Raw genomic sequence first — 17,706 nt, 5'->3', positions numbered from 1 at the left:
TTTTAGGGGTGCTTAAAGGAAAAATAAAATCTAGAGAATTTACAGTTAGATTTTATATTAATATTCTTTAAGCACTTATTTTATTTTTAAATAAATAGAAAAGAGAGTAGTTTGAGAGAGGTAAAGTTAAATACACGAACTTTTTTGAAAACATAAGGCTTTTTTTATGTGTTATAATATTAAGGCAAAATATAATATTTGTGGAGTGAGTTAAGATGAAGAAAAAAGTTATAGAATTTATAAAAGAAAACTCCATGATCCAGAGTGGAGATAAGGTTTTAGTAGCTTTATCAGGTGGACCAGATTCAGTTTGTTTATTACATATTTTAAGTGAATTGAGAGAATTATTACATATAGAGGTGTATGCAGCACATGTTAATCATTGCTTACGAGGAGAGAGTGCCTTAGGTGATGAAGCATATGTTGAAGAACTTTGTAAAAAACTAAATATAAAATGCTTTGTAAAAAGAGTAGATATAAATAAAATAAGTGAAGAAAGAAATATTTCCACGGAAATGGCGGGAAGAGAAGAGAGATATAGTTTCTTTGAAGAGTTAAAAGAGAAATACTCTTTAGATAAAATTGCCATAGCTCATAATGCTAATGATCAAGCAGAAACACTTATCATGAGAGCTTTAAGAGGAACCGGGATAGAGGGTCTAGTAGGAATAAGACCTGTTAGAGATGAAATATTCATAAGACCTATTTTAGTGTTAAGAAGAAATGAAATAGAGGAATATTGTGAAGAAAATAAGTTGAATCCAAGAATAGATGAAACTAATTTAGAAGAAATATATTCTAGAAATAAAATAAGGTTAAAAGCCATTCCTTTTATACAAGAAAACTTTAATCCAGATATAGTAACTACATTAAATAGATTAGCCTATAGTTGTAGTAAGGATGTAGAGTTTATTCAAGAAGAAGTTGAAAAAAGGTATCCTAAGCTATGTTCAAAAGAAGGAAAGAGCATAGTAATAGATGAAAAAGCTTTTGAGGAAAAAGAAGCTATTTTAACAAGAATAATTAAAAAAGCATTAGTTGAAGTAAGTGCTAAATACAATAATTTTGAGTTAAAGCATATACATGACATAATTTCCTTAAAAGGAAGAGGAACAGGTAAAAGAGTAAACATAACTAATGGAGTAATTGCCATTAATGAGTATGGAAAGATAAGAATAACTTTAGTGGAGAAAGTTAAAGTTAAGGAAGAAAAAGTTTTAAATTTAAGCAATATTAAAAAAGAATTAGATGAAAATAATAAAGTTGTAATAGAAGACAAAATTTTAGGAAATTATGAACTAATAGTAGAAGATTTTAAAAAAGGTGAAAAATTTTCAAAAGATAGATTTATAAAGTCTTTTGATTATGATAAAATTTCCAGTATAGATATTAGATTTAGACAAAATGGGGATAAGATAATTCCTTTAGGAATGAAGAGTAGCAAAAAACTAAAAGATATTTTTATAAATAATAAAATTCCAAAAGAAGAGAGAGATTTTATTCCTTTAGTGTTATTTAACAATGAAATAGCATGGATAGTTGGATCTAATGTTAGTGAAACATTTAAAGTTACAAATAAAACTAAAAAGGTGATTAAGATTACTTTTAAAGGAAAGGAAAATTAATTATGAGAAAAGACATAAGAGATGACGTTAAAGAGATTTTATATTCAGAGGAACAATTAGCTAAACGTGTAAAAGAAATGGCTGAAGAGATCAGCAATGATTACCAAGGAAAAGACCTATTAGTTGTAGGAATATTAAAAGGTTCAGTTTTATTTACATCAGATCTTACAAGAAACATAACTATTCCATGTGAATTAGACTTTATGGCTGTTTCAAGCTATGGTAATTCATCTCAAACTTCAGGAGTTGTTAGAATCTTAAAAGACTTAGATAGTGATATTGAAAACAAGCATGTTCTTATAGTTGAGGACATAGTTGATACAGGAACTACTTTAAGTTACCTTTTAGAGTACTTAAAAGCTAGAAAAGCTGCAAGTATTGAGATAGTAGCTTTATTAGATAAAGAAGCTAGAAGAACTTCAAATGTTTATGCTAAATATAAAGGATTCGATGTTCCAGATGAATTTATAGTTGGATATGGAATTGACTATGCTGAAAAGTATAGAAACTTACCTTTTATAGGTTCATTAAAAGAAGAAATCTATAAGAAATAATTGAAAATATTGTAAAGTAAGAATTCTTATGATAAAATTCTTAGAAATGATAGTCAGAGAGGGGGGCCATAGATATGAAAAAAATACCTAATCTGGTTACTTATGTGGCGGTTTTGGCTTTAGTGCTTATGTTAGCTTTCACGTTTTATAAAAGTGGAACACAAGGGAAAGTTATATCATATAGTGATTTCCAAGAAAAGTTTGTAAGTAATCAAATTGAAACTATGACGATAAAAGAAGATAAAATGTCTGTTGAAGGTGTTCTTAAAGACGGAAAAAGATTTGTGACATATGCTTCAGATAAAATGGTAGACCACATGTTACAAAGTACAGAAGGTGTTAGCACTGTAATTAAATATGCTCCACCAAGTAATATGGGAGTCTGGGTTAGTATTTTACCAACAATACTTATAATGGGTATGATGTTCTTTGCCTTCTTTATATTTTCACAACAAGCTCAAGGTGGCGGTGGAAATAGAGGAGTTATGAACTTTGGTAAAAGCAAAGCTAAAATGGCAAATTTAGATGGGAAAAAGGTTACATTCAATGATGTTGCCGGAGCTGAAGAAGAAAAAGGTGAGTTAGAAGAAATTGTTGATTTCTTAAAACAACCAAAGAGATATATAGAAATGGGTGCTAGAATACCTAAGGGAGTTCTTTTAGTAGGACCTCCAGGAACAGGTAAAACGCTTCTTGCTAAAGCTATAGCAGGAGAGGCAGGAGTTCCTTTCTTTAGTATATCAGGGTCAGATTTCGTTGAAATGTTTGTTGGGGTTGGTGCTTCAAGAGTAAGAGACTTATTTGAGCAAGCTAAAAAGAATGCCCCATGTATAATATTCATAGACGAGATTGATGCTGTAGGTAGACAAAGAGGTGCAGGCCTTGGAGGTGGTCATGATGAAAGAGAGCAAACATTAAACCAACTTCTTGTTGAGATGGATGGTTTCGGTGTTAATGAAGGAATTATCATGATAGCAGCTACAAATAGACCAGATATATTAGACCCAGCTTTATTAAGACCAGGTAGATTCGATAGAAGAATACTAGTTGGAGCTCCAGATGTTGGAGGAAGAGAAGCTGTATTAAAAGTTCATACTAGAAACAAGAACTTAGCAGAAGATATTGATTTAAAAGTTTTAGCTAAGATAACACCAGGTTTCAGTGGTGCTGATTTAGAGAACTTAACAAATGAAGCTGCATTATTAGCTGTTAGAAGAGGTAAGAGTAGCATAGATATGAAGGACATGGAAGAGGCTATAACTAGAGTAATAGCAGGTCCTGAGAAGAAGAGTAGAGTGGTAAGTGAATATGATAGAAGAATCACTGCAGTACATGAGTCAGGTCATGCTGTAGTAATGAATCTCTTAGAACATTGTGACCCAGTTCATGAAATCAGTATTATTCAAAGAGGAATGGCGGCAGGTTATACAATGAACTTACCAGAAGAAGATAGAACTCATGTATCAAGAAATGGACTTAAAGATCAGATGGTTGGCTTATTAGGCGGAAGAGTAGCTGAGAAGTTAGTTATAGGAGATATAAGTGCAGGAGCTAAAAATGATATAGATAGAGCAAGTCACATAGCAAGAAGTATGGTTATGGAATACGGAATGAGTGATGAGATTGGTCCAATATCATTTGGGGGCGATGATGGTGGTGAAGTCTTCTTAGGAAGAGATTTAGGTAAGAGTAGAAACGTAAGTGAACAGACTAGTGCTAAAATCGATAAAGAAATTAAAAAGTTAATAGATGAAGCTTATGAAAGAGCAGAGAAAATATTATCTGAAAATATGAGTAAATTAAACGCTGTAACAGATGTCTTACTTGAGAAAGAGAAGATTGATGGTGCAGAGTTCCAGGAGATAGTAAAAAATTCTTAGTAAGAATTTTAAAAGAGACATTTAAATGTCTCTTTTTTTTATGGTAAGATGCTTATAAGACTTAAGTGTAATAATAATTATACGAATATTGAAACTAATTTGATTAAAAATGTTCGATAAAACTCTTTGTTTTTTAGAGAATTATGGGTATAATATTAAATATATTAGTTTGGAATGAGGTGCGGAATTATGAAGAATGATATTGAAATAGCACAAAGTGCAAAAATGGAACCTATAGTAAACATTGCAAAGAAAATAGGATTAGGTGAAGATGATATTGAACTTTACGGAAAGTATAAGTGTAAGATATCATTAGAGGCTATAAATAGATTAGAGAATAATGAAGACGGTAAGCTTGTTTTAGTTACAGCTATAAATCCAACACCTGCTGGAGAAGGAAAATCAACAGTTACAGTTGGTTTAGGACAAGCGTTAAACAGAATAGGAAAAAATACTGTAATAGCTTTAAGAGAACCTTCTTTAGGTCCTGTATTTGGAATAAAAGGAGGAGCTGCTGGTGGTGGATACTCACAGGTTGTTCCAATGGAGGATATAAATTTACACTTCACAGGAGATATGCATGCTATAACTTCAGCAAATAACCTTTTATGTGCTGCTATAGATAATCATATTCATCAAGGAAATCAACTAGGAATAGATTCAAGAAGAATTGTATTTAAAAGAGTTATGGATATGAATGATAGAGCGCTAAGAAGCATAGTTGTAGGTATGGGTGGTAAGATAAATGGATTCTTAAGAGAAGATGGATTTATGATTACTGTTGCATCAGAGATAATGGCTATTTTATGTATGGCTAATGATTTAGAGGATTTAAAAGAGAGAATGGGTAATATTTTAGTTGCCTATAATTTAGCTGGGGAGCCTGTTTATGCTAGAGAGCTAGAGGTTCAAGGTGCTATGGCATTACTTATGAAAGATGCTATAAAACCAAACTTAGTTCAGACTTTAGAAAATACACCAGCTATAATTCATGGTGGACCATTTGCTAATATTGCACATGGATGTAACTCAATAATAGCAACAAAGACTGCTTTAAAAATGAGTGATATAACTATAACTGAAGCTGGATTTGGGGCAGATTTAGGAGCAGAGAAATTCTTAGATATAAAGTGTAGGTATGGCGGATTAAACCCTGATTGTGTGGTTCTAGTAGCTACTATAAGGGCTCTAAAGCATCACGGTGGTGTTAAGAAAGATGAACTTAATGTTTCTAATGTAGAAGCTTTAAATAAAGGGATAGAGAACTTAGAAAAGCAAATAGAAAATATAAAATCATATGGAGTACCAGTGGTTGTTGCTATAAATAAATTCATAACTGATTCAGATGAAGAAGTTAAAGCTATAGAAGACTTCTGCAAGAATCTTGGAGTGGAAGTAAGCTTAACTGAAGTTTGGGAAAAAGGTGGAGAAGGTGGAATAGACCTAGCTAATAAAGTTATAAAAACAATAGAAAATGAACCTTCAAACTTCAAAATGATTTATGACTCAGAAGAAAGTATTAAAGATAAAGTTTTAAAAATAGTTCAGACTATATATGGTGGAAAAGGAGTTAACTATACTCCTCAAGCTTTAAAGCAAATAGCTGAAATAGAGAAGTTTAATTTAGATAAGCTTCCAATATGTATGGCTAAAACTCAATATTCTTTATCAGACAATCCAAGTCTTTTAGGAAGACCAGAGAACTTTGATATAACAGTTAAAGAAGTTAGAGTTTCAAATGGTGCTGGCTTTATAGTTGTACTAACTGGAGATGTTATGACAATGCCAGGATTGCCAAAGGTTCCAGCGGCTAATAGAATGGATATTAAGGATAATGGGGAAATAGTAGGATTATTCTAAATGTTTAGATAATTTTGAGGCTTATATGACACTATTTAAAATTTAGTCATATAAGCCTTTTTTTATTCAAAAACTAGTAATTGTAATTGCTTGACAAATATATAGTAGTTGTTAAAATTAATATTGTTATATAAAGGGTACATGGTATTTTCCGGGCAGCTTTATTAGCTGTCTTTAATTATATTAAGGTGGTGTAAAACACATGATTTTATTAATAGATGTAGGTAATACGAATATAGTTTTAGGGGTTCATGATAATAATAAATATATAGCGTCATGGAGAATATCTACAGATTCTAAGAAAACATCAGATGAATATTCAATACAAGTAATGCAACTATTTAATCAAGCAAAGTTAGAGCCAGAAGAGGTTGAGGGAATAATCATTTCTTCAGTAGTTCCTAATATAATGCATTCTTTAGAGAACATGGTTAGAAAATGCTTCTGTAAAGAGCCTATAGTAGTAGGACCTGGAATAAAAACTGGAATGAACATAAAGTATGATAATCCAAAAGAGGTTGGTGCAGATAGAATAGTAAACGCTGTAGCAGCTCTTGAAAAACATAAAAAGCCTATGATAATCATTGATTTTGGTACAGCTACAACATTCTGTGCCATTACTGAAAAGGGTGATTACTTAGGTGGAAACATATGTCCAGGAATTCAAATATCAGCTGATGCTTTATTTGAGAGAGCAGCTAAGCTTCCAAGAATAGAGCTTGAAAAACCTAAGAGTTTAATTTGTAAAAATACAGTTACAAGTATGCAGGCTGGAATAATATATGGATATATTGGAAAAGTTGAATATATAGTTAAACGTATGAAGAAAGAGATGATGGACTTAGGAGAAAAGGAACCATTTGTATTGGCTACAGGAGGGTTAGCTAAACTTGTTTATAGCGAAACGGATGTAATTGATGAAGTAGACCGTAAATTAACTTTAGAAGGACTTAAAGTACTTTACGAAAAAAACAAGGAGTAGAAACTAATGAAAATATCAAACATAGTTTTAGAAAATAATGTTTTCTTAGCACCTATGGCTGGAGTAACAGATATATCTTTTAGAGGATTATGCAAAGAAATGGGAGCAGGAATAGTTTGCACTGAGATGGTTAGTGCAAAGGCATTGTACTATGGAAGTGAAAATACAAAAGAATTAATGAGAATTGCTGATGAAGAGAAACCTGTATCATGCCAGATGTTTGGAAATGATCCAGAAATAATGGCTTATGTTACAGAAAAACACTTTAACACAAATGATGATATATGTATAATAGATGTAAATATGGGATGTCCAGCACCTAAGATTGTTAAAAATGGTGAGGGCTCAGCCTTGATGAAAGACCCAAAGCTTGCTTATCAAATTATAAATAGCATTAAGAAGGTTGCAACAAAACCTGTAACTGTTAAGTTTAGAATGGGATTTGATGATGAACATATAAATGCTGTTGAGTTTGCTAAAATCATGGAGGAGGCCGGAGCAGATGCTGTAGCCATTCATGGAAGAACTAGAGCTCAAATGTATGAAGGTAAGGCTAATTGGGATATAATTAGACAAGTAAAAGAATCAGTAAACGTTCCTGTTATAGGAAATGGGGATGTTTTTAGCGCTGATGATGCTTTAAGACTTAAGAATGAAACTAACTGTGATGGAATTATGGTTGCAAGGGGAAGCATGGGGAATCCGTGGATTTTCAAGCAAATAGTACAGAATTTAAATGGTGAAGAAGTTTATATACCAACACCAAGTGAAAAGATAGATATGTGTATAAGACATTATAATTTAGCTCTTAAGTATGATGGAGAGCATAAGGCAGTTAGAGAAATGAGAAAGCATACAGCTTGGTATATTAAAGGTTTAAATAATTGTACTGAGATAAAGAACAAATTAAATATAGAAGCAGACCCAAATAAGGTTATGGAGATTCTTAGAGAATATAAAGAGTACTTAAAGTAAAAAATAAGTATAATATTTATCATAAATGAGTATATAACTGGATATAATAAAGCATCAACAAAATATTGGATGTTTAATTTATACAAATAAAGGTGAGAATTAAAGCTAAATAATGCTTTTTTGTTTAGTCTATTCTATCTTATGTAATATATGGTTTGACATAATAAAATTTAGGAATTATAATAACTTGAATAATCAGGCTTTAATAATCTTAAAGTTTTTATGAATTGTATATTAACAGGTTAAGTTTAAATATGATATTATAATAATATGTTCAAAGGGGAGAAAGAAAATGAGCGAAAAGAAACATATAATGACATATGAAGGTGTTAAAAAATTAGAAGATGAATTAGAATATCTTAAAACAGTAAAAAGAAAAGAAATAACTGAGAAGATAAAAGTTGCTTTAGGATACGGAGACTTAAGTGAGAACTCAGAGTATGATGAGGCTAAAAACGAGCAAGCTTTCACTGAAGGAAGAATAATTCAGTTAGAGAATATGCTTAAGAATGCTGTTGTTGTTGATGAATCAGAAATATCAACAGATGTAGTAACAGTTGGATCAATTGTTAAAGTTATGGACTTTGATTTTGATGAGGAAGTTGAGTACTCAATCGTTGGTTCAGCAGAGGCAGATCCAATGAACTTTAAGATATCAAACGAATCACCAGTTGGTGAAGGTCTAATGGGTAAAAAAGTTGGAGATGTTATAGAGATAGAAGTACCAGGAGGAACTACTAAGTTCGAGGTTCTTGGAATAAGAAGATAGATAATTAGATGGAGGGATTTTTAAATGTCAAATGAGGAAATGAATATTCACGAAGCAGAAGCTCAATTAAGTGAACAAGAGATGTTAAGAAGACAAAAACTTGTAGAATTACAAGAAGCTGGTAAGGACCCATTTGATGTATACAAGGTAGAGAGAACACACTCTTCTGCTGATGTAAAAGATAATTTTGAAGAGTTAGAAGGTAAAGAAGTTAAAATTGCTGGAAGACTTATGTCAAAAAGAGGTCAAGGTAAAGTTGTATTCGCTGACTTAGCTGATTTAGCTGGAAAAATTCAATTATTCATAAAAATTGATAATGTTGGAGAAGAAGCTTTAAAAGAATTTAAAACATTTGATTTAGGTGACTGGGTTGCTGCAACTGGAGAAGTATTTAAAACAAAAATGGGTGAGGTTTCAGTAAAAGTAACTTCATTCGAATTAACTTGTAAATCTTTAAAACCATTACCAGAAAAATGGCATGGATTAAAAGACCAAGACTTAAGATACAGACAAAGAGAAGTTGATATAATAACAAACCCAGAAGTTAAGGATACTTTCATTAAGAGATCTCAAATAGTTAAAGCTATAAGAGAATTCTTAGATAACAGAGGATTCTTAGAGGTTGATACACCAATACTTTCACCAATCGCTGGTGGAGCTGCGGCTAGACCTTTCATAACTCACCACAATGCTTTAAATATAGATATGTATTTAAGAATTGCTACAGAGTTATACTTAAAGAGATTAATAGTAGCTGGATTTGAAAAAGTTTATGAGATGGGTAAAAACTTCAGAAATGAAGGAGTTTCAGTAAGACATAATCCAGAGTTTACTGCTATAGAGTTATACGAAGCATATGCTGACTACAACGATATGATGGAAATCATGGAAAACATGATTGCTTACGTTTGTGAGAAAGTAAATGGAACAACTAAAGTTATGTACGAAGGAACTGAAATAGACTTCACACCACCATGGAGAAGAATCACTATGGTTGATGCAGTTAAAGAGTTCGCTGGAGTAGACTTTAATGAAATTAAGAGTGATGAAGAAGCTCAAGCTATAGCTAAAGAGAAAAACTTAGAATTCCCTAAACCATTAGACAAAGTTACTAAAGGTGAGGTTCTAAACATGTTATTCGAAGAGTACGGTGAAGAGCACTTAATCCAACCTACTTTCTTAGTAGATTACCCAGTAGAAATTTCACCTCTTACTAAAAAGAAAAGAGGAAACGAAATGTTCACTGAGAGATTTGAAGGTTTCGTATATGGTAGAGAGGTATGTAATGCATACTCAGAGCTTAACGATCCAATAGTTCAAAGAGAAAGATTTGAGCAACAAGCTCAAGAGAGAGAATACGGAGATGATGAAGCATACATGTTAGATGAAGAATTCATGAGTGCTTTAGAAACTGGTATGCCTCCAACAGGTGGATTAGGAATCGGTATAGATAGAATGATAATGTTCTTAACAGACTCATCATCAATCAGAGACGTTATATTATTCCCAACAATGAAACCACAAAAATAGTTTATTATATTAGGAGTTTACGCAATGTAAACTCCTATTTTTATTTAATTAAAATAAGTAATTTAAATTGATATAAAGCATGTACAATTGAGTATAAATTTGATAAGAAAAACACGCAAAATTTTTTAAAAAAATAATAAAAAAACTATTGTATTTTATTTGATGTATGCTATAATAATATTGTAAATGTTCCTCGGTAGCTCAATGGTGGAGCACTCGGCTGTTAACCGATAGGTTGGAGGTTCGAGTCCTCTCCGAGGAGCCATTTTTTTTACTCAAAAATAGATGAGAAAGAATTTATAAATATATAAAATTTATATGTTTATAAATTCTTTTTTTATTGACATATAATTTAGTTTTGATAAAATTAAGAATATAACTTAATATGTACTGTGATGAAGAAGAGTAATCTTAAAATTCTTTTTTAGAGAGATAACGGTTGGTGAAAGTTATTAAAGGTTTAAGATGAAGGGAGCTTTTGAGTACAATTGTTTAGAAAGATGAGCTTTTGCTAAAAAGGGTGGAACCGCGGAATTTAATTTCGTCCCTTTGGATGTGAAGAGCTTTTTTTATTTTATATAAGCCCTTGTGCTTTTAATCTTTAAAGTATTTCTAGCAGAATTATTGTCTGTTAGAAATATTCTACCGGAAAAGTCTAAATTTCTTTTTGAAAGAGAAGAATTTACTATAAATAAAAATAATTTATTTAATATAAATGGAGGTAATTAAAATGGCAGTAGAAAAAACTATGGATAAAATAGTAGCCTTATGTAAGAATAGAGGATTCATATTCCCAGGTTCAGAAATTTATGGTGGACTTGCAAACTCATGGGATTACGGCCCACTTGGAGTTGAGTTCAAAAATAACGTTAAAAAAGCTTGGTGGAAGAAATTCGTTCAAGAAAGCAAATACAATGTTGGACTAGATTCAGCTATATTAATGAATAGAGAAGTTTGGGTTGCATCAGGTCACGTTGGTGGATTCTCAGATCCTCTAATGGATTGTAAAGAGTGTAAAGCTAGATTCAGAGCTGATAAACTAGTTGAAGACCATATGACAGAAAGCGGAGTAGAAGTTGCTAACGCTGATGGATGGACTAATGAAGAATTAATGGACTACATAACTAAGAACAACATAGTTTGTCCTAAGTGTGGAAAATTAAATTACACAGATATCAGAAAGTTCAACTTAATGTTCAAAACTTTCCAAGGTATAACTGAGGATAGTAAGAACGAAGTTTATTTAAGACCAGAGACAGCTCAAGGTATATTTGTAAACTTTAAATCAGTTCAAAGAACTACTAGAAAGAAAGTACCATTTGGAATAGGTCAAATAGGAAAATCTTTCAGAAATGAAATAACTCCAGGTAACTTCACTTTCAGAACTAGAGAGTTCGAACAAATGGAACTTGAATTCTTCTGTAAGCCAGGAACTGACTTAGAGTGGTTTAACTTCTGGAAAGAAAGCTGTTGGAACTTCCTATTAAACTTAGGAATGAATAAAGATAACATAAGAATGAGAGATCATGGAGAAGAAGAGTTAAGCTTCTACTCAAATGCTACTTCAGATATAGAATACTTATTCCCATTCGGATGGGGAGAATTATGGGGAATAGCTGATAGAACAGACTATGACTTAAATAAGCATGCTGAGCATTCAGGTCAAGACATGACTTACTTAGACCCAACTACAAATGAAAAATATGTACCATACGTTATCGAGCCATCATTAGGAGCTGACAGAGTTGCATTAGCATTCTTAGTTGAAGCTTATGATGAAGAAGAATTAGAAGGAGCTAATGGAAAAGTTGATGTAAGAACAGTTATGCATTTACACCCAGCTTTAGCACCGTTCAAAGCTGCTATATTACCACTTTCTAAGAAATTATCAGAGAAAGCTGATGAAGTTTACGCTGAGTTAAGCAAACATTTCAACGTTGACTATGATGAGACTGGAAGTATCGGTAAGAGATATAGAAGACAAGACGAAATTGGTACTCCATTCTGTATAACAGTTGACTTCGATACATTAGAAGATGGATGTGTAACTGTAAGAGACAGAGATAACATGGAACAACAAAGAGTTAAAATAGAAGACGTAAGAGCTATAATAGAAAAAAGCTTAGAATTTTAGTTTTTAAAGACCTAGATTAAAAATCTAGGTCTTTTTTTGCGTGTTTTGTTATTATGGACAAGTGTTCATTTATGGTATAATTAGATAAAATTTATTGCATGCTTTAAGGGAGGCTTAATAATATGATAAATGAAAAAAGAGTTTTAGATAGTTTTTTAGATTATATACAAATAGATAGTGAAACTTATAGTGAAGCAGAGTTTGCTAAAAGATTAGAAAAAGATTTAGTTGAAGCTGGATTAGAAGTTGAGTTTGATAATAGTGGAGAAAAAGTTGGCTCAAATACAGGAAACTTAATAGCTAGATTAAAAGGTAATGTAGAAGGAGAAACGATTCTTTTTGCATGTCATATGGATACTGTTAAGCCTGGTAAAGGAGTAAAGCCAGTAATAAAAGACGGTTTTATATATAGTGATGGAACAACTATATTAGGTGGAGATGATAAAGGTGGAATAGCTGCTATCGTTGAAGCTATGAGAGTTATAAAAGAGAATAACATAGACCATGCTGATATAGAAATAGTATTTACAATAGCTGAAGAAACTGGACTTTTAGGAGCTAAAAATTTAGATTACTCAAAAATAAAAGCAAAAAAAGGATTTCTTTTTGATACAAGTGGAGATCCAGGTTTAATAACTACAATTGGACCTGCTCATGATACTTTAAAAGTTACTATAAAAGGTAAACCAGCTCATGCAGGTGTTTCACCAGAGTCTGGAATAAGTGCAATTCAAATAGCTTCAGATGCTATTGCTAATATGAAACTTTTAAGAGTTGATGAAGATACTACTGCTAACATAGGAAAAATATCAGGTGGAGTTGCCAATAATGTAGTTTGTCCAGAAGTTGTTATAGACGCGGAGGCAAGAAGTACAGTTACTGAAAAATTAGATGTTCAAACAAATCACATGGTAGAAACTTTTAAAGCTTCTGCTGAGAAATTTGGTGGAGAAATTGATATTCAAGTAAATAGAATGTATGGACCATTTGTTGTAGATGATAATGATGATATAGTTTTACATGCTAAGAGAGCTTTCAAAAACTTAGGAATAGAAGGCGTTACTAAAGCTTCAGGTGGTGGAAGTGATACAAATATATTCAACTGTAATGGAATAAAAGCAGTTAACCTTTCAAGTGGAGAAAGAAAACCTCATACTTTAGAAGAGCACATGAAGATTGAAGATTTAGAAACATTATCAAAAGTTGTTCTTGAATTAATAAAAGAAAGCATAACTAAGTAGTTAATTTAATTATTTAAAAGATGAAGGAAAAAATTTCTTCATCTTTTTTTATTTTTTAGAAAATAAATTTAAAAAGGTCCCTAAATAGAATTAGAGCTTTGTATTTAGTAGTGTAAGTTAGTTAATGAAAAAAGTATTACTCAAATAAATTTAAATTATTACTCAGAAAATAAAAAATTAAGTATAGGGAATTTCTATTTAGGAGGATTTTGAAATGAAAAAATTAATGTTAGGATTGTTAGTATCTTCAATAATTGGTGGAGCAGGAATGGGACTTTTAGCTATGTCAGGAGAAACAACTACTAGAGCAAATAGTTTTGTTAACAGTGAAGTAGAAAACAGTGAATTGGCTAATATAGAAGAAGTGAAAAAGGAGACTTTGCCAGAAGTTTTAGGGTTGAGTAATCTAACTCAAGAGGCTGAAGAAAAGATTGTAGAGAGTATAGGTGCGGATTTAGGATTTGTTAATATAAAGGAATTTGATGAAGATTCAGCTAAGATGGTAAAAGAGTATTTTGGCATAGATGGAATGGACGGTTTATCTGAAACAGAGAGAGAAAAGAAAGTAGGAGAAAAATTAGGTGTTATTAGTTTAGCTTCTTTAGAATTAGCGTCAGAAAAAGTTGTTAGTGAATCATCAAAAGTAAATAATGTAGATGAAAGTAAATCTAAAAATAAAGTTGGGAATAAAGTCAATGCAAATAGTAATTCAGTAAGTTCTTCAAGTAATAAGTTAAACAATAATACAGGTAATAAATATGACGATGATATCTATGATGACCAAGATGATTTATATGATAAGGACGACTGGGATGATGATTCAGATGACGATATTTACGACCATAACGATAATGATTTAGATGATAATGACAATGATGATGATGACAATGATGATGATGACATGGAGGACTAATAAATATTAAATTTATTCCATTAAAATTTTTAAGTGTTATTATATATAATAACACTTATTTTTATGGAGGTTTATTATGAAGAGCTTTTTAAAAAGTGGAGATAAAATTGGAATAATAAGTTGTTCCAATGGTTTGAGTAGAAAAAATAAGGATATAATAGAAATAATAAGAGATGATTTAAAGAATTTAAATATAGAGATAGTTGAAGCAGAAACTTTATATGCTAAAAAACATAATCTTTTTAGTGGTACAGGAAAAGAGAGAGCAGAAGCTTTAGAAAAATTATTTTTAGATAATGAAATAAAAATGGTTTTTGATGTTTCAGGCGGAGATTTGGCAAATGAAGTATTGGAATTTTTAGATTTTGAATTAATAAAAAATAATTCAAAGCCTTTCTTTGGATATAGTGATTTAACAGTTCTTTTAAATTCCATATACTCACAAGCTGGAGTAGAAACTTATAATTATCAATTAAGGAATTTAGCCGGTATTTATAAAGAACAACAATTAAATAATTTTAAAAATACTTTCTTAAAAGGGAAAAATGATTTATTTAATATAGACTACAATTGGATAAGAGGGGAATCTCTTGAGGGAATAGTTATAGGTGGAAATATAAGATGCTTTTTAAAGCTTGCAGGAACTAAATATATGCCAAGTTTTAAAGGAAAAATATTATTTTTAGAGAGCTTTAGTGGAAATACTGCTAAGATGATAACTTATCTAACGCAATATAATAATATGGGAGCATTTGATGAAGTTAAAGGAATAATTTTGGGTGAATTTACTGAGATGGAAAGAGAAGCATACACACCTAGTATTATTGATTTAGTTAAAGATATTTTAGGTGAAAGAAAGATTCCTATTATAAAAACTGGAGATTTAGGTCATGGAGCAGATGCTAAGTGCATTCCTATTGGAAAGTATTTAAGTTTTAAATAAGTGACTTGATTAAATTATTTTGATAAGATAATATATTATGAAAACAATAAAGAATTTTCATGTAAGTTGTTAAGATAACAGGGGGTTATTAAATCATGACATTAAATGAGCAAAACTTAAAAGAAGAAGCTTTAAGATGCTTTATGTGTAAAAATCCAAGATGTAAAGCAAATTGTCCAATAAGCACTCCTATTCCAGAAGTAATAGGGCTATTTAAAGAAGATAAGTTAGAAGAGGCAGGAAAGATTTTATTTGAAAACAATCCATTATCAGTAGTTTGTTCTATAGTATGTCCTCACGAAAATCAATGTAAAGGTAATTGCATAAGAGGAATAAAAGAAACACCAGTAAACTTTAGTGAAATTGAAAGAGTAATATCAACTGAGTTTTTAGATAAATTAGATCTTAAGCAAGAAAATCAATTAGAAGATAAGATTGCTATAATTGGTGGAGGTCCAGCTGGAATAACAGCAGCATTTATTTTAGCTAGAAAGGGATATCAAGTAACTATTTTTGAAGAAAATGATAAAATAGGTGGAGTTTTAAGATATGGTATTCCTGACTTTAGATTGTCTAGAGAATTAATAGATAAATATGAAGAAGCTTTACTTAAGTTAAATGTTAAGATTAGACCCAATACTTTAGTTGGGCAAGTCATAACTTTAGATATGCTAAAAAATGATGGATATAAAGCTATATTTATAGCAACAGGTGTGTGGAATCCTAAAACTTTAGGAGTTAGAGGAGAAACTTTAGGTAATGTTCATTATGCTATAGATTATTTAAAAGCACCAAAATCATACAACCTTGGAGAGAAGGTTGTAATAATTGGAGCTGGTAACGTAGCTATGGATGCAGCAAGAACTGCTAAGAGAAATGGGGCAGACACTTATGTTCTATATAGAAAAAGCTTTGAAGATATGCCTGCTACAAAGGTAGAAATAGAAGAGACAAAAGAAGATGGGGTTAAATTTGAACTTTATAAGGCTCCAGTTGAAATATTTGAAGACGGGATTAAGTACATAAAAACAGAAAGACTTACTTCAGAGGATGGAAGAGTATCATTTAGAAGTATAGAAGGTAGTGAAGATGTATTTAAATGTGACTCAATAATAGTTGCTATAAGTCAAGCTCCAAGAGATAACATAGTTTCAACAAGTAAAGATCTTTCAACAAATAAATGGGGATTATTAGAGACGGATGAAAATGGTATTACAACAGTAAATGGGGTATTTGCTTCAGGAGATGTTGTAAGTGGACCTAAGACTGTAGTAGAAGCTGTTGCTAATAGTAAAAAGGTAGCAGAGGCTATAGATGAATTCTGTAAAAATAATTAGTATATAAATTTTTATATTTGTTTTAAATAACTATATACTTAAATATTAGAATATAGATTTACAATAAAAGAAGCTCTAGATTATTTAGTAAGTATTTTTAATTTACTAATAATCTAGAGCTTAATTACTTTTTATATAAATTTTAAGTCGTTACTAACTGTTTTTTGGTTTGAATCCATTGTCTCTAAAACCAGGTCCATCAGAAACAACTCTTCCGATTCCTCTGATTTTACCTGAAATGCAGCCTCTACAGTGAGCAGGAGTATCTCCAGTACATATTTTTCCAGGGTATAAAGCATAAAGCTTTCTGTATTCGCCTTCAGTAACATTAGGCATTACTACATTTGCTCCACATTTAAGTGCTATAACTCTTCCTTGTTTATTTAAAGTTTCCATAGCAGTTGTAGCTGGAATATTTATATCAGGCAAAAGAATTCTAACTATAGCCATTACCTTTAAGGCTAATTCAAATTGCCCACCTTCTGCATCAGCAAGAGGAGTATCTTCATTTGGTATAAATGGACCAATACCATTCATATCAACATCAAGTTCTTTGAAGAATAAAATATCATCAGCTAATGATTCTATAGTTTGTCCAGGAAGACCTACAAGACATCCGCTTCCAGTTTCGAATCCTAATTTCTTTAAGTTTCTTAAACATTCAATTCTATTATCATGACTCATACCTGGATCTAATTTTTCATAAAGCTCTTTATCTGTAGTTTCTATTCTTAATAAGAATCTATCAGCTCCAGCTTCCTTTAATGCTTTATACTCTTCAAATGGTCTTTCACCAATACTTAAAGTTAAAGCTACACCTAATTCTTTAATTTGTTTAACTATGGGAACTAACCTATCAACAGTGAACCAATCATCTTCTCCACCTTGAAGAACTAAAGTTTTATAACCATAACCAACAGCTTTGTTAGCAAAGTCCATGATTTCTTCAGGAGTAAGTCTATA

The 17,706-nt window shown here is 31.2% G+C and carries 14 protein-coding genes, 1 tRNA gene and 1 other annotated feature (1 of these 16 running past the window's edge); of the genes, 14 read left to right on the top strand and 1 reads right to left on the bottom strand.

Going from position 1 to position 17,706, the window contains the following annotated elements; genetic code table 11:
- The first annotated feature begins 215 nt into the window (after nt 1-215).
- The 14 genes from tilS to ACQZHJ_RS16670 all read left to right on the top strand — a co-directional run bounded on the left by tilS (nt 216) and on the right by ACQZHJ_RS16670 (nt 16,743).
- A complete protein-coding gene (tilS, locus tag ACQZHJ_RS16735) occupies nt 216-1,625 on the top strand; it encodes a tRNA lysidine(34) synthetase TilS (RefSeq protein WP_430486618.1) in 1,410 nt (469 codons plus the stop codon).
- Nucleotides 1,626-1,627: 2 nt separating this feature from the next.
- On the top strand, nt 1,628-2,179 hold the full coding sequence (hpt, locus tag ACQZHJ_RS16730) for a hypoxanthine phosphoribosyltransferase (RefSeq protein WP_430486617.1): 552 nt from the start codon (nt 1,628-1,630) through the stop codon (nt 2,177-2,179).
- Nucleotides 2,180-2,253: 74 nt separating this feature from the next.
- Nucleotides 2,254-4,059 (top strand): ATP-dependent zinc metalloprotease FtsH, encoded by a 1,806-nt coding sequence (ftsH, locus tag ACQZHJ_RS16725; RefSeq protein ID WP_430486616.1) that lies wholly within the window; start codon nt 2,254-2,256, stop codon nt 4,057-4,059.
- Nucleotides 4,060-4,248: 189 nt separating this feature from the next.
- Entirely contained in the window at nt 4,249-5,919 is a 1,671-nt protein-coding gene (locus tag ACQZHJ_RS16720) for a formate--tetrahydrofolate ligase (RefSeq protein WP_430486615.1), read from the top strand.
- Nucleotides 5,920-6,121: 202 nt separating this feature from the next.
- On the top strand, nt 6,122-6,901 hold the full coding sequence (locus tag ACQZHJ_RS16715) for a type III pantothenate kinase (RefSeq protein ID WP_430486614.1): 780 nt from the start codon (nt 6,122-6,124) through the stop codon (nt 6,899-6,901).
- A 6-nt stretch (nt 6,902-6,907) separates the two neighbouring features.
- Nucleotides 6,908-7,876, top strand: a complete 969-nt coding sequence (gene dusB, locus ACQZHJ_RS16710) for a tRNA dihydrouridine synthase DusB (RefSeq protein WP_430486613.1) — start codon at nt 6,908-6,910, stop codon at nt 7,874-7,876.
- Between the two features lie 292 nt (nt 7,877-8,168).
- Nucleotides 8,169-8,645: a transcription elongation factor GreA gene (gene greA, locus ACQZHJ_RS16705; RefSeq protein WP_430486612.1), complete on the top strand. Its 477-nt coding sequence runs from the start codon at nt 8,169-8,171 to the stop codon at nt 8,643-8,645.
- Between the two features lie 24 nt (nt 8,646-8,669).
- Nucleotides 8,670-10,175 carry a lysine--tRNA ligase gene (lysS, locus tag ACQZHJ_RS16700; protein ID WP_430486611.1) on the top strand — a complete coding sequence of 502 codons (1,506 nt, stop codon included), beginning with the start codon at nt 8,670-8,672 and terminating at the stop codon, nt 10,173-10,175.
- A gap of 190 nt (nt 10,176-10,365) precedes the next feature.
- Nucleotides 10,366-10,440 (top strand) — tRNA-Asn (locus ACQZHJ_RS16695).
- 118 nt (nt 10,441-10,558) lie between these two features.
- Nucleotides 10,559-10,727 (top strand) — a binding site (T-box leader).
- 178 nt (nt 10,728-10,905) lie between these two features.
- Nucleotides 10,906-12,309: a glycine--tRNA ligase gene (locus ACQZHJ_RS16690; protein WP_430486610.1), complete on the top strand. Its 1,404-nt coding sequence runs from the start codon at nt 10,906-10,908 to the stop codon at nt 12,307-12,309.
- Between the two features lie 122 nt (nt 12,310-12,431).
- Nucleotides 12,432-13,550, top strand: coding sequence for a M20/M25/M40 family metallo-hydrolase (locus ACQZHJ_RS16685; RefSeq protein ID WP_430486609.1), 1,119 nt, complete (start codon nt 12,432-12,434; stop codon nt 13,548-13,550).
- Nucleotides 13,551-13,764: 214 nt separating this feature from the next.
- Nucleotides 13,765-14,463 carry a hypothetical protein gene (locus ACQZHJ_RS16680; protein WP_430486608.1) on the top strand — a complete coding sequence of 233 codons (699 nt, stop codon included), beginning with the start codon at nt 13,765-13,767 and terminating at the stop codon, nt 14,461-14,463.
- Nucleotides 14,464-14,536: 73 nt separating this feature from the next.
- The gene (locus ACQZHJ_RS16675; protein ID WP_430486910.1) at nt 14,537-15,406 is read left to right on the top strand and encodes a S66 family peptidase; all 870 of its coding nucleotides are present in this window, start codon (nt 14,537-14,539) and stop codon (nt 15,404-15,406) included.
- A 95-nt stretch (nt 15,407-15,501) separates the two neighbouring features.
- Nucleotides 15,502-16,743, top strand: coding sequence for an NAD(P)-dependent oxidoreductase (locus ACQZHJ_RS16670; protein ID WP_430486607.1), 1,242 nt, complete (start codon nt 15,502-15,504; stop codon nt 16,741-16,743).
- A 153-nt stretch (nt 16,744-16,896) separates the two neighbouring features.
- Here ACQZHJ_RS16670 and hydE read toward each other — a convergent pair whose 3' ends face one another.
- On the bottom strand, nt 16,897-17,706 hold the 3' portion of the coding sequence (gene hydE, locus ACQZHJ_RS16665; RefSeq protein WP_430486606.1) for a [FeFe] hydrogenase H-cluster radical SAM maturase HydE. Its footprint extends 234 nt past the window's final position; 810 of the gene's 1,044 nt are visible here — the last part of the coding sequence; the start codon falls outside the window, past its right edge; its stop codon occupies nt 16,897-16,899.

The organism is Clostridium sp. B9 (assembly GCF_050509515.1).
In the GTDB taxonomy this organism is placed as follows: domain Bacteria; phylum Bacillota; class Clostridia; order Clostridiales; family Clostridiaceae; genus Sarcina.
This window is presented reverse-complemented; position numbering and strand designations above follow the sequence as displayed.

What these genes read in the sequence shown, in the direction of transcription:
- tilS (WP_430486618.1), top strand. Translation starts at nt 216, where the DNA reads ATGAAGAAAAAAGTTATAGAATTTATAAAAGAAAACTCCATGATCCAG.
- hpt (WP_430486617.1), top strand. Translation starts at nt 1,628, where the DNA reads ATGAGAAAAGACATAAGAGATGACGTTAAAGAGATTTTATATTCAGAG.
- ftsH (WP_430486616.1), top strand. Translation starts at nt 2,254, where the DNA reads ATGAAAAAAATACCTAATCTGGTTACTTATGTGGCGGTTTTGGCTTTA.
- ACQZHJ_RS16720 (WP_430486615.1), top strand. Translation starts at nt 4,249, where the DNA reads ATGAAGAATGATATTGAAATAGCACAAAGTGCAAAAATGGAACCTATA.
- ACQZHJ_RS16715 (WP_430486614.1), top strand. Translation starts at nt 6,122, where the DNA reads ATGATTTTATTAATAGATGTAGGTAATACGAATATAGTTTTAGGGGTT.
- dusB (WP_430486613.1), top strand. Translation starts at nt 6,908, where the DNA reads ATGAAAATATCAAACATAGTTTTAGAAAATAATGTTTTCTTAGCACCT.
- greA (WP_430486612.1), top strand. Translation starts at nt 8,169, where the DNA reads ATGAGCGAAAAGAAACATATAATGACATATGAAGGTGTTAAAAAATTA.
- lysS (WP_430486611.1), top strand. Translation starts at nt 8,670, where the DNA reads ATGTCAAATGAGGAAATGAATATTCACGAAGCAGAAGCTCAATTAAGT.
- ACQZHJ_RS16690 (WP_430486610.1), top strand. Translation starts at nt 10,906, where the DNA reads ATGGCAGTAGAAAAAACTATGGATAAAATAGTAGCCTTATGTAAGAAT.
- ACQZHJ_RS16685 (WP_430486609.1), top strand. Translation starts at nt 12,432, where the DNA reads ATGATAAATGAAAAAAGAGTTTTAGATAGTTTTTTAGATTATATACAA.
- ACQZHJ_RS16680 (WP_430486608.1), top strand. Translation starts at nt 13,765, where the DNA reads ATGAAAAAATTAATGTTAGGATTGTTAGTATCTTCAATAATTGGTGGA.
- ACQZHJ_RS16670 (WP_430486607.1), top strand. Translation starts at nt 15,502, where the DNA reads ATGACATTAAATGAGCAAAACTTAAAAGAAGAAGCTTTAAGATGCTTT.